At 63.3% G+C, this 14,130-nt stretch carries 13 protein-coding genes and 1 pseudogene; 1 reads left to right on the forward strand and 13 read right to left on the reverse strand.

Translation table 11 applies throughout. From position 1 onward, the window contains the following. Positions 1 to 23 precede the first annotated feature (23 nt). The 6 genes from truB to rimP all read right to left on the reverse strand — a co-directional run bounded on the left by truB (position 24) and on the right by rimP (position 7,108). Positions 24 to 1,004, reverse strand: a complete 981-nt coding sequence (gene truB, locus LB557_RS16800) for a tRNA pseudouridine(55) synthase TruB (protein ID WP_015314004.1) — start codon at positions 1,002 to 1,004, stop codon at positions 24 to 26. Next, positions 1,004 to 1,414, reverse strand: coding sequence for a 30S ribosome-binding factor RbfA (gene rbfA, locus LB557_RS16805; protein WP_015314005.1), 411 nt, complete (start codon positions 1,412 to 1,414; stop codon positions 1,004 to 1,006). Before rbfA ends, truB begins: the two co-directional genes overlap by 1 nt. 139 nt (positions 1,415 to 1,553) lie before the next feature. Then, a complete protein-coding gene (gene infB / locus LB557_RS16810; RefSeq protein ID WP_015314006.1) occupies positions 1,554 to 4,130 on the reverse strand; it encodes a translation initiation factor IF-2 in 2,577 nt (858 codons plus the stop codon). Continuing rightward, positions 4,127 to 4,777 (reverse strand): RNA-binding protein, encoded by a 651-nt coding sequence (locus LB557_RS16815; RefSeq protein ID WP_140614777.1) that lies wholly within the window; start codon positions 4,775 to 4,777, stop codon positions 4,127 to 4,129. The genes infB and LB557_RS16815 overlap by 4 nt, the downstream gene beginning before the upstream one ends. A 38-nt stretch (positions 4,778 to 4,815) precedes the next feature. Next, positions 4,816 to 6,411 (reverse strand): transcription termination factor NusA, encoded by a 1,596-nt coding sequence (nusA, locus tag LB557_RS16820; RefSeq protein ID WP_015314008.1) that lies wholly within the window; start codon positions 6,409 to 6,411, stop codon positions 4,816 to 4,818. A 49-nt stretch (positions 6,412 to 6,460) separates the two neighbouring features. Next, positions 6,461 to 7,108 (reverse strand): ribosome maturation factor RimP, encoded by a 648-nt coding sequence (rimP, locus tag LB557_RS16825; protein WP_140614778.1) that lies wholly within the window; start codon positions 7,106 to 7,108, stop codon positions 6,461 to 6,463. 285 nt (positions 7,109 to 7,393) lie between these two features. Between rimP and LB557_RS16830 the strand changes: the two genes are divergently transcribed. After that, positions 7,394 to 7,558: a hypothetical protein gene (locus LB557_RS16830; RefSeq protein WP_015314010.1), complete on the forward strand. Its 165-nt coding sequence runs from the start codon at positions 7,394 to 7,396 to the stop codon at positions 7,556 to 7,558. A gap of 52 nt (positions 7,559 to 7,610) precedes the next feature. Here the strand turns inward: LB557_RS16830 and trmB are convergent, their stop codons facing one another. The 7 genes and pseudogenes from trmB to ybeY all read right to left on the reverse strand — a co-directional run bounded on the left by trmB (position 7,611) and on the right by ybeY (position 14,124). Continuing rightward, positions 7,611 to 8,312, reverse strand: a complete 702-nt coding sequence (gene trmB / locus LB557_RS16835; RefSeq protein WP_224641418.1) for a tRNA (guanine(46)-N(7))-methyltransferase TrmB — start codon at positions 8,310 to 8,312, stop codon at positions 7,611 to 7,613. 27 nt (positions 8,313 to 8,339) lie between these two features. Next, positions 8,340 to 9,605 carry a methionine adenosyltransferase gene (gene metK, locus LB557_RS16840; protein ID WP_140660644.1) on the reverse strand — a complete coding sequence of 422 codons (1,266 nt, stop codon included), beginning with the start codon at positions 9,603 to 9,605 and terminating at the stop codon, positions 8,340 to 8,342. A 168-nt stretch (positions 9,606 to 9,773) separates the two neighbouring features. Further along, positions 9,774 to 10,193, reverse strand: coding sequence for a helix-turn-helix domain-containing protein (locus tag LB557_RS16845; RefSeq protein ID WP_127279029.1), 420 nt, complete (start codon positions 10,191 to 10,193; stop codon positions 9,774 to 9,776). A 138-nt stretch (positions 10,194 to 10,331) separates the two neighbouring features. Then, on the reverse strand, positions 10,332 to 11,924 hold the full coding sequence (gene lnt / locus LB557_RS16850) for an apolipoprotein N-acyltransferase (protein ID WP_224641415.1): 1,593 nt from the start codon (positions 11,922 to 11,924) through the stop codon (positions 10,332 to 10,334). An 86-nt stretch (positions 11,925 to 12,010) separates the two neighbouring features. Beyond that, positions 12,011 to 12,480, reverse strand: a pseudogene (locus LB557_RS16855) (VOC family protein). A 14-nt stretch (positions 12,481 to 12,494) separates the two neighbouring features. Further along, complete coding sequence (locus LB557_RS16860; protein ID WP_140722958.1) at positions 12,495 to 13,589, reverse strand: hemolysin family protein; 1,095 nt, start codon at positions 13,587 to 13,589, stop codon at positions 12,495 to 12,497. Between the two features lie 28 nt (positions 13,590 to 13,617). Continuing rightward, positions 13,618 to 14,124, reverse strand: coding sequence for an rRNA maturation RNase YbeY (gene ybeY / locus LB557_RS16865; RefSeq protein ID WP_224641412.1), 507 nt, complete (start codon positions 14,122 to 14,124; stop codon positions 13,618 to 13,620). Between the last annotated feature and the right edge of the window lie 6 nt (positions 14,125 to 14,130).

Genomic DNA, 14,130 nt, shown 5'->3' on the forward strand with positions numbered 1-14,130 from the left:
TACCGCCATCGCGATCAGACCGGTCACCCGGCAAAGACCCGCTTGGGCTTGAACATGCCTTGCTCGATAGCGCCGATGGCGACGAGCTTGCCGCGCGCCGTCGCACAGGCTTCTTCCGCCTCCACCGGCGCGTCACGGCCACGAATGATGACCGGATTGCCGAGGCGGATCTTGGTCGCGGCATCGTCGCTGATCGCGATCTGCGGCAGGCAGTCGAGCGCCGCCGAGGTGTCGACGAGAAGCCCGTCGATGGCGCCGAAATCGATAGGCATCTCCACTGCGTCCGCGGCATCTGCCTCCGGATCCGGTTTATCGTCACCTTGCGCGCCGAAGCGCGCGGCCTCGAGTTCGGCGATGGTGACGAAGTCCTCTGGCGTAAACGGCTCGACCTCGACCCGGCGCAGTTCGCTGATATGGCCGAAGCAGCCGAGGTCGCGGCCCATGTCGCGGGCCAGCGAACGCACATAAGTGCCCTTGCCGCATTCGACCTCGAAAATCGTCTGGTCCGGCTTGTGCTCGACAATGTCGAGCCGGCCGATCTCGATCTCGCGCGGCGGTATGTCGACCGTCTCGCCTTCGCGGGCGAGGTCGTAGGCGCGTTCACCCGCAATCTTGATCGCGGAAAATTGCGGTGGCGTCTGCATGATGACGCCGGTGTATTTCGGCAGCAACACCCGGATATCGGCTTCCGATGGACGCTGATCGGCCTCTTTCGTCACCGGACCTTCGAGGTCATCGGTCGACCGCTCCTGTCCCCAGGCAACGGTGAAACGGTAAATCTTGGCGCCGTCCTGCACGTAGGGCACGGTCTTGGTGGCCTCGCCGAGCGCGATCGGCAGCATGCCGGAGGCAAGAGGGTCGAGCGTGCCGGCATGGCCGGCCTTTTCGGCCTGGAACAGCCATTTGATCTTGGAGACGGCCTCGGTCGAGCCCATACCGACCGGCTTGTCCAGCACCACCCAGCCGGAGACCGGCCGGCCCTTCTTCTTGCCGCGACGCCCCATTATTCTTCTTCCTTGTTGTCGTCGCTATCCAGGTCGCGTGCCACTTCGGGTGACTTCAGCAGGTCGTTGATCCTGGCGAAATTGTCGAAGGACGTATCCAGCCGGAAACGGAACTCCGGCATGTACTTCATCTGCCGGAGCGCGCCGGAGACGCGGCCGCGCACGAACTTGGCATGCTTGTTCAGCGCTTCGATCACGGCGTCGGTATCCTTTGCGCCGAGCGGAGAAACGAAGGCTGTGGCGATCTTGAGATCCGGCGACATCCGCACTTCCGACACCGAAACGACGGTATTTTCAATCAACGGGTCGATGATGTCCCCGCGCTGCAGGGTTTCCGAGAGCGCATGGCGCACCTGTTCACCGACGCGCAACATGCGCTGGGATGGGCTTGATGTGGTGGAACGGGGCATTTTTCTCGATCCTGAAGCGTGAGGCGCGGGATGGGACAGTGCCGCATGTCTCAAATGATTATTCTCAACAGGCTTACGGTCAACAGGCTTGGGGCGGCGGTCTTTCGACCACCGCCCGATATCGACAAGTCACTCGACCTCAGAGTGTGCGGGTCACCATCTCGACGCGGAAGCACTCGATGACGTCGCCGACGCGCATGTCCTCGTAGTTCTGGAAGGCCATGCCGCATTCCTGGCCGCCCGGGACTTCCGAAACTTCGTCCTTGAAGCGCTTCAGGGTCTTCAGCGTGCCTTCGTGGATGACGACGTTATCGCGGATCAGGCGTACGCCCGCACCACGCTCGACCTTGCCTTCGGTGACACGGCAGCCGGCGATCTTGCCGACCTTGGTGATGTCGAAGATCTCGAGGATCTCGGCATTGCCGATGAAGGTCTCGCGACGCTCCGGCGAGAGCAGGCCCGACAGAGCCGCCTTCACGTCATCCACGAGGTTGTAGATGATCGAATAATAGCGGATCTCGATGCCCGCGGCCGCGGCCGCGGCACGTGCCTGCACATTGGCGCGAACGTTGAAGCCGATGATCGCCGCGCCAGACGTTTCCGCCAGCGAGACGTCGCTTTCGGTGATGGCGCCGGCGCCGGAATGAACGATGCGCGCACGAACCTCGTCGGTCCCAAGCTTGTCGAGCGCGGCATTGATCGCCTCGATCGAACCCTGCACGTCGCCCTTGATGACCAGCGGGAATTCCTTCAGCCCGCTCGTCTGCAACTGCGACATCATCTGTTCGAGCGAGCCGCGCTGGCCGGCATGCCTGGCCACCGCCTTCTCGCGCGCCAGACGCTGGCGATATTCGGTGATCTCGCGGGCACGGGCCTCGTTGTTGACCACGGCGAAGCGGTCGCCGGCCTGCGGCGTTCCCTGAAGGCCGAGCACCTCGACCGGCATCGCCGGCGGTGCTTCCTTGATCTGCTCGCCGCGATCGTTGACCAGAGCGCGCACGCGGCCCCACTCATTGCCGGCGACGAGGATGTCGCCCGGCATCAAGGTGCCGGTCTGCACCAGAACGGTGGCGACGGGACCACGGCCCTTATCGAGCTGCGCCTCGATGACGACGCCCTCGGCGGTACGGTCGGGGTTGGCCTTGAGGTCGAGGATTTCGGCCTGCAGCAGGATCGCCTCGAGCAGCTTGTCGAGATTGGTGCCCTTGGTCGCCGACACTTCGACGTCCAGCACTTCACCGCCCATGGATTCGACGAAGACCTCATGGCGCAACAGTTCGGAACGCACCTTCTGCGGATCGGCGTCATGCTTGTCGATCTTGTTGATCGCCACGATGATCGGAACGCCGGCCGCCTTGGCGTGGCTGATCGATTCGATCGTCTGCGGCATGACGCTGTCGTCGGCCGCGACCACCAGGATGGCGATGTCGGTCGCCTGGGCGCCACGGGCGCGCATCGCCGTGAAAGCGGCGTGGCCGGGCGTGTCGATGAAGGTGATCTTCTGACCGTTCTTCTCGACCTGATAGGCGCCGATATGCTGGGTGATGCCGCCGGCCTCGCCGGAAACGACATTGGCATTGCGGATCGCATCGAGCAGCGAGGTCTTGCCGTGGTCGACGTGGCCCATGATGGTCACGACCGGCGGACGCGACACCAGGTCCTCGGCATTGTCGGCGATGTTGAACAGGCCTTCCTCGATGTCGGACTCGGCAACGCGGCGGACCGTATGACCGAATTCGGTGGCGACCAGTTCGGCCGTGTCGGCGTCGATGACGTCGCCTGGCTTCAGGATCTGGCCCTGCTTCATGAAATACTTGACCAGGTCGACAGCACGCTCCGACATGCGCTGCGCCAGTTCCTGGATGGTGATGGTCTCGGGCAGGATCACTTCGCGCATGACCTTCTCGCGCGGCTCGTTGTGCATCGCGCGCTTGAATTTTTCCTGGCGGCGACGCATCGACGACAGCGAACGAGCCCGGGCATCCTCGTCGGACAGCGCGGAGTTCAGTGTCAGCTTGCCACGGCGGCGGTCTTCCTCGCTCTTGGTGGGCTTTGCCGGGCGCGCCACTTCGGGCGTGACCAGGCGGCGCACCGGTGCGCCGGCGGTCGCCCGCTTCGGCTTGACCTCTTCCTCCTCGTCGGCGGTCGCCAACTCGGCGGCTTGCGGTGCGCGGCGGCGCGCCTCTTCCTCGGCGCGGCGGCGCGATTCGGCCTCGGTCTGCAACCGTGCCTCTTCCTCGGCCTGGCGGCGCGCCGAATCCTCACGTTCGCGCTTGCGGCGCTCTTCGTCCTCGGCGCGGCGCTTGGCGTCCTCGGCGGCCCGCTGACGGTCTTCGACCTCGCGGACCTTCGAGCCCTCGAGCGCCCTGCGGCGCGCTTCCATCTCGCTGCGCGACAATTCGTTCAGCACCATGCCGCTGCGCTCGACCGGAGCCGGCGGCGGGGGTGGCGCCTTGGGCGCTTCCTGGACGACAGGCGCCGCCACGACCGCCGGCTTCGGCGTGAAGACGGGCGCAGGCGGAGCCGCGGCCGGCTCCGGCTTGTCGCCGGGCAGCGAGAACTTGCGCTTCTTGGTCTCGACCACGACCGACTTGGTACGGCCGTGCGAGAAGTTCTGGCGCACGGTGCCCTGTTCCATGCCGGGGCGCTTCAGCGTCAAGGTCTTCTTCGGTGTAACACTCAACGTCTTGTCGTCGCCCGATTTCGTATCGCTCATTCCATATCCTCTGCGGCATCATCTTCGTCAGCAACGGCCGCAAGCATTGCAAGATCGTCCGGGGTACCGCCCCGATATCGGTCGAGCGCAACCATGCGCTTCTGGACCGCCTTACCCGCGTCTCCCGCGAGGACGGCAGCATGTATCACATTTGTACCCCCCAATGCCAAGCTCAACTCGGCCTCGGAGAAAAGTTTGTAGGCAAGGATGGAGGGGCCGCCGATATGGACGGTCGCCCGCCGCGCCTGGCTGATCTTGCGCACGCCATCCTCGGACGCTTCGGTCGCGTGGAGCACGAAAAGCGCCAGTCCGCCGCGCACCGCGCTCTCGACCTTGGTAGCGCCTAGCGAAATCGAGCCTGCCTTGCGGGCAAGACCCAGCATACCGAGAGCGTATCTGGAAAGCAGCCCGTCAACCATGCCGCCGAGATCGGGCGGCACGACCACCTGTGCCTTGAAGGCGCGGGCAAAAAGGTTCTTGGCCGCCGCCTTCTCGATATGTAGGCGGTCCGCACTCACCCAGCAACCACGGCCGGGCAGATTTCTCTTGAGATCGGGAACGACGGCCGAATCCGGGCCGACGACGAACCGGATCAGTTCATCCGGTTCGGCCTGTTTGCGGGTGACGATGCAGGTGCGATCGTTCATCTCGTCCAAGGGCGGGTTGTGTGCGATGCGGTTTCACCTCACGCACCAACGGCTTCGTCGGCCGTTTCTTCTTCGGCCGCAAGCTCGTCTTCGGTGATCCAGCCGGCCTTGAGGCGAGCGGCCAGAACCATCTGCTCGGCATCGGCGCGCGAAACGCCGTGATTGGCCAGCACGCCGGGATAGACCTTGGTCTCGCCGTCCTTGCGTTCCTTCCAGCCGGTGAGGTCGTCGGCGGCATAGCCGGCGAAATCCTCGATCGTCTTCACGCCATCCTCGCCGAGCGTCACCATCATGGCGGTGGTGACGCCGGGGAGTTCGCGCAGATCATCCGAAACGCCCAGCGCCTTGCGCTTCTCGTCGTGCTCGGCCTCGATCTTCTCCAGATATTCGCGGGCGCGGGTCTGGATTTCCGAGGCTGTATCCTCATCGAAGCCGTCGATCGAGGCGATCTCGCCGGCATCAACATAGGCGACTTCCTCGACGCTGGTGAAGCCTTCCGAGGCCAGCACCTGGCCGACCATCTCGTCGACATCGAGGGCTTCCATGAACAGCGCCGAGCGCTCGACGAATTCCTTCTGGCGGCGCTCGGATTCCTCGGCCTCGGTCAGGATGTCGATGTCCCAGCCGGTGAGCTGCGAGGCAAGGCGCACGTTCTGGCCGCGGCGGCCGATGGCCAGCGACAGCTGATCGTCGGGAACCACCACTTCGATACGCTCCGCATCCTCGTCGAGCACGACCTTGGCGACTTCCGCCGGCTGCAGCGCATTGACGATGAAGGAGGCCGCCGAAGGCGACCACGGAATTATGTCGATCTTCTCGCCCTGCAATTCGCCGACGACGGCCTGGACGCGGCTGCCGCGCATACCGACGCAGGCGCCGACCGGATCGATCGAGCTGTCACGCGAAATGACGGCGATCTTGGCGCGCGAGCCCGGGTCGCGGGCGACCGACTTGATCTCGATGATGCCGTCATAGATCTCCGGCACTTCCATGGTGAAGAGTTTGGCCATGAACTGCGGATGGGTGCGCGACAGGAATATCTGCGGGCCGCGCTGCTCGCGCCGCACGTCGTAGACATAGGCACGCACGCGATCGCCATATTTGTAGTTTTCGCGCGGGATCAGCTCGTCGCGGCGGATGATCGCCTCGCCACGGCCGAGATCGACGATGACGTTGCCATACTCGACGCGCTTGACGGTGCCGTTGACGATCTCGCCGATACGGTCCTTGTATTCGTCGTATTGACGGTCACGCTCGGCCTCGCGCACCTTCTGCACGATGACCTGCTTGGCAGACTGGGCGGCGATGCGGCCGAAGTCCATCGGCGGCAGCAGTTCGGCGATGAAATCGCCAAGCTGGGCGTCGGGATTGCGCTCACGCGCCGAGGAAATGGCGATCTGGGTGGCGTAATCGTCGACCTTCTCGACCACTTCCATCAGCCGCTGCAGCTTCATCTCGCCGGTGTTCGGGTTGATGTCGGCGCGAATGTTGGTCTCCTGGCCATAACGCGAACGTGCCGCCTTCTGGATCGCATCGGCCATGGCGGCGATGACGATCGACTTGTCGATCGACTTCTCACGCGCGACCGCGTCGGCAATCTGCAGCAGTTCAAGTCTGTTGGCGCTTACAACCATGTTCTTTCTCCCGAGCCTGTTCGCCGGACCTTTGCGCCCGGCAGCTCAATCAAATTTCCTGTTCGTGTTCTTCCGTGGCGTCCGGTTCCGTACCCTCGGACACATCGTCGTCCGGTTCACCGCGGCGTCTCTTGGCTTCCTTGCGCTCCCTGTTGTCCTTGGACAACGCTTCGCGAATGAGGTCGTCGGTCAGGATCAGCCTGACATCGGCAATGGCATCGTAGGGCACGCGCACTGTCGGCTCCTCGCCATAGGCCGCCTTGTCGCGCTCGATCAGCACGTCGTTCTCACCGGCTTCGGCGATCTTGCCCTTGAAGCGCTTGCGGTCGGCGACGACGACCGATGTTTCCATCTTCACCAGATGACCGGTCCAGGTCACGAAATCCGATTTACGCACCAGAGGCCGATCGATGCCGGGCGAAGAGACTTCGAGGTGATAGGCCTTTTCGATCGGATCGTCGACGTCGAGCGCCGGCGACACCGCGCGGCTGACCTCTTCGCAATCCTCGACGGTCATGGTGCCGTCCTCACGCTCGGCCATGATCTGCAGCGTCAGCCCGTTCTGGCCGGACAGATGCACGCGCACGAGGCGAAAGCCGATGCCGCGCAGCACCGGCTGGACGATCAGCGCAATGCGCGCATCGATGCCGCTTTCGCGGATGATGCGATCGTCACCTTCGTTTGCCGTTCCAGTCATCGTTGCCTATCGTTGGTCTCGAACCTATCGGCAGGTAATAAAAAAGAGCGGGACCGGGTGGACCCACTCTTCGTCATACCGACCAAGAATTTGAGGCTGATATAAACGAACACGGTTCGTGTTTCAAGTCCGCAGTCCCGGCCGGACGAAAGCCTGTGGGTTCAGGGTTGTTCCAGGCGCATGGCCGCCATGCGGCAATCCGCCTGTGAGAGCCGGCGGCGCGCTCTTATTTATTAGCCATCAAACGAATTGAATTGGCGCGCTGGCGCGCGAAAGGACAAGACCATGAGCAACCGCAGGATATTCTCCGCCTTGGGCGATCTGTTCACCACATTCGGCAGCGCCGTTGCCGCGTCTCGCGCCGTGGAAGCCGGGCGCAAGCCCAGAGCCGACGACCTGCGCAATCTCGGCATGGATCCGGCCGTATTCAACAGGATCGGTCGTTTCTGACTCCAACAGGCATTCGACCCCGTCCTCCCGGCAGGTTGCCGGTTGGGCGGACCTAGGTCCTGACGAAAGTCAGATAGGCCGGCCGGCGCCCCTCGCGAATGGCCTTTGCCTCATAGCGCGTGCCGGGCCAGCCCTCATAGGAGCGATGCCAGTCCGCCGCTTCCGCAGCCTGCCATGCGAAAGCGCCATGCGCCCGGCAATGCAGCAAGGTCCAGTTCACATAAGTGTCGATGTCGGACGCAAAGCGGAATTTCGAGCCGGGTTTCAGGACGCGTGCGAAACGATCGAGATTGACCGGACTGACGAAACGCCGCTTCCAGTGTTTTTTCTTTGGCCAGGGATCGGGATAGAGAAGATCGATGCCGTCGAGCGAGGCCGGCGGCAACCAGTCAAGCAACTGGGTGGCGTCGTCGTCGTAGACCCTGAGATTGGCCAGCGGCGCTGCCCGCACGGCCATCATCATCTTGGCCATGCCGTTGACGAAGGGCTCGACGCCTATGAAGCCTGTCGCGGGCGCCTCGATGGCGCGATGCAGGAGATGTTCACCGCCGCCAAAGCCGATCTCGAGCCGAACCGCCGAAACCTCTGCTGCAAACAGGACGCGCAGGTCTGGCGGTGCCTCGGCCGTCAGATCGAGCCGGTATTTGCCAAGCCCGCTTTCCAGCGCCGCGGCCTGCAGCGGGCGCACGGGCTTGCCGCGCCGGCGACCGAAGAAGGCTTCGGTCGTGCGGCTTGGCCTGTCCGCGTCACTCATCGACTGGCGCCAGTCCTGCCGCCGCCCTCAGGCCGCGACAGCATCCTTGAGCGCCTTGGCCAGATCGGTCCTTTCCCAGGAGAAAGACCCGTCACGGCCAGCCTTGCGGCCGAAATGGCCGTAAGACGACGTCTTGGCGTAGATCGGCTTGTTGAGGTCGAGATGACGGCGGATGCCTGACGGCGACAGGTCCATCACGCTGCGCAGCGCGTCCTCGAGCTTTGCCTCGTCGACCTTGCCGGTGCCGTGCAGGTCGACATAGACCGATAGCGGCTGGGCGACACCGATGGCGTAGGAAAGCTGGATGGTGCAGCGCTCGGCGAGCTTCGCCGCCACGACATTCTTGGCTAGGTAGCGCGCCGCATAGGCAGCCGACCGGTCGACCTTGGTGGTATCTTTGCCGGAAAAGGCGCCGCCGCCATGGGGGGCTGCGCCGCCATAGGTGTCGACGATGATCTTGCGGCCGGTCAGGCCTGCATCGCCATCCGGACCGCCGATGACGAACTTGCCGGTCGGGTTGATGTACCACATGCAATCGTCAGCGATCTTGAGGTCGCCCAATGCCTCGCGGATATAAGGTTCCACGACCTTGCGGACCTTCTTGGAATCCCAGCTTGAATCCAGATGCTGGGTCGACAGCACGATCTGCGTCGCCTCGGCGGCCTTGCCGTCGACATAGCGCACGGTGACCTGGCTTTTCGCGTCCGGCCCGAGCTTGCCGGCCTCACCGTTGTTTTCGTGGCGGGCCGCTGCCAGCAGTTCGAGAATCTTGTGGCTGTAGTAGATCGGCGCCGGCATCAGGTCCGGCGTCTCGCGGCAGGCATAGCCGAACATGATGCCCTGGTCGCCGGCACCTTCCTCGCCCTGACGGTCGGCGGCATTGTCGACGCCCTGGCCGATATCAGGCGACTGGCCATGCAGCAGGACCTCGATCTTGGCCGTCTTCCAGTGAAAGCCGGCCTGCTCGTAGCCGATCTCACGGATCGCCTTGCGGGCGACGGATTTGAACTTCGCCGGGTTGACGACGGGGTGGCCCGCGGCATCCTTGAGGATGTTGCCGGCCTTGTCCTTCTTCAACAACGTCTCGGGAACGCGCACTTCACCGGCGATGACGACCCGGTTGGTGGTCGCGAGCGTCTCGCAGGCGACACGGACTTTCCATGGGTCCATGCCGGTCTTCTTGGCTTCACGATAGACCAGATCGACGATTTCGTCGGAGATGCGGTCACAGACTTTGTCGGGATGGCCCTCGGCTACGGATTCCGAGGTAAAGAAGTAGTTCTGCCGCGTCACGGGTGTCCCCTCTTGAAAAACGATCGGCAGGCTGCCGATTTTGGCGCGCCACGTGTTAGCGGGGCAAAGCGCTGCTCGTCAAGCGCTGCCGCGGCTCTGGCCTGAATGTCGGAGGCGATATCTTGTGCCACCGGCGGCGCATGCCGCCGGTGCAAAGCGCATTGCGGATCAGTCGAGATCGTCCTCGGCGAGCGATTTCACCAGGTCAATGATCCTGCGGCGCACCTTGACGTCGGCGATCTTGACAAAGGCCCGGTTGAGCTGAAGTCCTTCGGGACTGCCGCAGAACTCAACAGCGAAAGCCATCGAACTATCCTCGGCAAAGCCGCGGTTGGCAGTCAATTCCTGGCCTGGCGCATCCTCGAAAAAGAAGGCGACGGGGACGCCGAGTATGGAGGCAATCGCCTGCAGGCGGCTGGCACCGACGCGATTGGTGCCCTTTTCATATTTCTGGATTTGTTGGAACGTGATGCCGAGATTCTCGCCCAGCTTTTCCTGGCTCATTCCGAGCATATTGCGGCGAAGCCGGACCCGGCTTCCCACGTGAATATCGATGGGATTGGGTTTCTTCTTGTTTTCTTCTGTCATTTTTTCCTCGCCGAATTTTTTCGGCTTTGTGATTTTTTCCTGCCCAAAGAAAGCCGGAGGCGACTGCCCCAACAGAACGATCCACCAGCTTCGAGAAATTTTCAGGCGGTACAGTATGAGTTTCTAATGTGCCAGCTGTCAATTCACCCGTAGCTTTTGCCTTACGTTCAACAGCCCCCCTACAAGCGCAAACAGCAACATGATCAGCATTCCGTTAATGCGCCGCTGGCTGGACGAAATGACCGTCTGTGCGGAAACAGGCACCTTCACATCGATGGCTCCGCGCGCGTCGATCGCAAGGGCGTCGATGACGCGGCCACGGGCGTCGACCACGGCCGAGATGCCGTTGTTGGCAGCACGCAACAAGGGCAATCCATTCTCCACCGCGCGAATCTGGGCCTGTCTGAAATGCTGATACGGTCCCGGCGTGTCGCCGAACCATGCATCGTTGGTAACGTTCACAATAAGCTGCGCTGACGTAGCGTCAACTGCCACCAGATCGGGAAAGATCACCTCATAACAGATAAATGGCAGGGCACGAATGCCGCCCGGAAGCGTGATGGCATGACGCTCGTTGCCGGCCGTGAACGTCAGCGGCCCGGCGACGAGCTGTTCGATGCCGAAACGAGCGAGCAGGTCGGCGAAAGGCAGGTACTCGCCGAACGGCACCAGATGGACCTTGTCCACGGCGTCGGCGATCTCGCCCTTGTCGTTGATCGCCACCACGGAGTTGTAGTAGCGGCTGTCGGCGCTGGCCGCCGAGCCGCCCTCCTCACGCACGACGCCGGCGATCAGCATCTGGCCGTCGCCCAGCATGTCGCCCAGCGCCGTCAAGGCGTCAGGGCGCTCCGTGAAAAGGAACGGTACCGAGGTTTCCGGCCAGAGAATCAATTGCGGTTTTTCGTGACCTGGGTCCGGTGCCTTTGCGGAGAGGCCCAGCAAGGTGGCGAAGATGCGGTCGCGCACCGAGGCATCCCATTTTTCCGACAGATCCACGGCCGGCTGGACGATGCGGACATCGAGACTGCGCGTCGCCGGCTTTTCGGGGGCGTTGAGCCTGACATAGCCAAAGCCGACATGGGCGGCGGCGAGCACGACAAACAGCGCGGCGCCCAGCCGAAGATGCCGACGCGCCGCCAGCAGCGCCGGCAGCGCGAAAAGGAAAACCGCGAGCGCGTTCATGCCGATCATGCCGGTCATCGAGACGCTCTGCATCAAAAGCGGCACCGGCATCGCCGCGTAGCCGATGGCGTTCCAGGGGAAACCGGTGAACAGGAAGCCGCGCAGCCACTCCGCCAGCGCAAAACCGAAGGCAAGGGCAGCGATACGGCCGATATCGCTGCTCCACAGGAGCCGCGCGACCACCGTTGCGAAGCCGTAGAAAAATGCGAGCGCGAAGGGAATGCCGACCACCGCGAACGGCAGCGCCCAGGCAAAGTCGTCGGCCTCGACCAGCAGCGCCGAGCCGATCCACCAAAGGCCGGCGAGGAAATAACCGAAGCCGAACCACCAGCCGACGGCGAAAGCCGGCCGCAGGCGCCGCAACAGGCTGCCCGAGGCTTCGCCGGTCGCGCCATCGAGCAGCCAGACCAGCAGCGGAAACGAAATGAAACAGGCGGCAAAGAAATCGTAAGGCGCCTGGCCCAGAACCGTCAGCGCCCCAGCGAAAAACGCCACAAGCGAACGCCGCCAACCCCAAAGCAGAATTATCCGGCCGGCAAGGCGCTCCATGCGTATTTCCGTCGCGCGAATCAGGAGCTAAGATTTATCAGGCCGCGCCGCGCGCTCCAAACGCCGGCGTGGTTACCGGCCGCTCTCTACCGGTGCCAGCCTTCGATGCGCAGGCCACCCAACCGCTCGGCCTCTTCACGAGAAACAGAACCCATCGGTTGCGTGAACGTCCAGACATGGCCCTCGGGATCGCGCGCCCGATACTGGCGTTCGCCGTAGAACTGGTCGGCCGGCTCGTGGATTATTGCAGCACCGGCCGCGCGGGCCTGCTCGCAATGCGCATCCAGGCCGTCTTTCAACCTGACATAGACCGATTGCGTGTTCTTGCCCTGGACCGACGCGGGCTCGCGACATGATCGGCCCATTCAGAATCGACAATGAGGTAGCAATCGCCGAACCGCATTTCGGCGTGGACCAGCTTTCCCTCGGCATTGCTGACCACCATGCTGCGCTCGAAGCCAAAGGCTGTTTCAAGCCAATCCAGGGCAGAGCGTGGATCTTTGTAAAACACACCGGAGCCGAGGACCGAGTGCTTGAACGGATCTTCGATCGTCATGCGACAGCAGGCTTTCAGGCCTGTTCGGTGCGCGCCGTGGCCCGCCGGCGGCGTTCGCCCTTCTGGCTCTGCACGATGCGAACGCGCTTGACGCGGCGCGGATCGGCGTCCAGCACATGGAATTCGAAGCCGGGAATGGCCTGCACCACCTCGCCGCGCGCCGGCACGCGGCCGAGCGTGTTGAAGATCATGCCGCCAATGGTGTCGACATACTCACCATGTTCACCGGCGGCGAAATCCTCGCCGATCATCTTGGCGACCTCGTCGATCTCGGCCTTGCCGTCGACGATAAACACGCCGTCGCCGGTCTGGGTGATCATCGGCTCGTCGTCGTCGTGCTCGTCCTCGATGTCGCCAACCACCATCTCGACGATGTCCTCGAGCGAGACGAGGCCGTCCGTGCCGCCATATTCATCGATGACCAGGGCCATCTGCGTGCGCGTAGTCTGCATGCGGCCCATCAAGTCGGACGCAAGCATCGACGGCGGCACGAACAGGACCTGCCGGATCAGGTTGAGCTCTCCGATGGTGCGCGCGAGGTCGACCTGGGCGAGATCGAGAACCGTGGCGACAGGCGTTTTGCGGGTTGCACGGCCCTTCCTGACGCGCGCCAGCTTGGTGATATGGGCCAGCACGTCGCGGATATGGACCATGCCGCGCGGGTCGTCGAGCGTCTCGGAATAGACCGGCATGCGGGAATGGCCGGATTGTTCGAACATGCCAAGCAAGTCACCGAGCGACGTGGCGATCTCGACCGCCTCGATATCGGCGCGCGGCACCATGACGTCCTCGACGCGCACCTCGCGCAGGCGCAGGATGTTGTTGAGCATGGCGCGCTCGCCAGGCGAGAAGGATTCGACATCGCTCGTCGTCTCGGCGAGCGCGCCGGCGATCTCTTCGCGCAGGCTGGTGCCGTTGCGTTGCCGGAACAGGCCCAGCACGCGGTTGAACAGGGAGGGGCCGGCAGGCGACGGCTCGATGGCCGCGCTGCCGGTGTTGGCAACACCAGGGGTGACGGTACTCGGACCTGATCCCTCTTCCGACGTATCGGAAGCCTTGATCGCACTGCCGACATCGGGGCGGGCGGCAGTCTCTGGTTTGTCGTTCATCGTCGTCCGGTCAATTGGTCTTTTTTAGTTACGCGTAGGGATCGGGAATGGCAAGCCTTGCCAGCGCGGCGCGCTCGATGGCTTCCATCTCCTCGGCCTCCGCGTCGGCCTCGTGATCATGGCCCATGAGATGCAGCAGGCCATGGATGACGAGATGGCAGATATGGTTCTCCAGCGGCTTGTCTTCTAGTGCCGCCTCGCGCGCCACCGTCTCGGCGGCAAGCACGATGTCGCCGAGCATCGGCGGCAGCGGGCCGCCTTTTGCCGGCGGAAAAGCCGGGAAAGACAAGACATTGGTAGGCTTGTCCTTGCCGCGCCAGCCGGCATTCAAGGTACGGACATGGGCGTCGTCGGAAAAAACAATGCTGAGTTCGGAATGACCCGTCGCACCGGTCTCGGCAAAGGCTGCGTCAACCGCGCGATCGACCAGCCGCGTCAGGCTTGCTTCATCGGGCCAGTCGCCCGCTTCAACCGATATATCGATCTCGACGGGAACCGGAAGGCTCCCGCCGCCGGATGTGTTGTCCTCAGCCATGAGGCC

The sequence above is a fragment of the Mesorhizobium sp. BR115XR7A genome (genome assembly GCF_020165315.1).
Taxonomy (GTDB): domain Bacteria; phylum Pseudomonadota; class Alphaproteobacteria; order Rhizobiales; family Rhizobiaceae; genus Mesorhizobium; species Mesorhizobium australicum.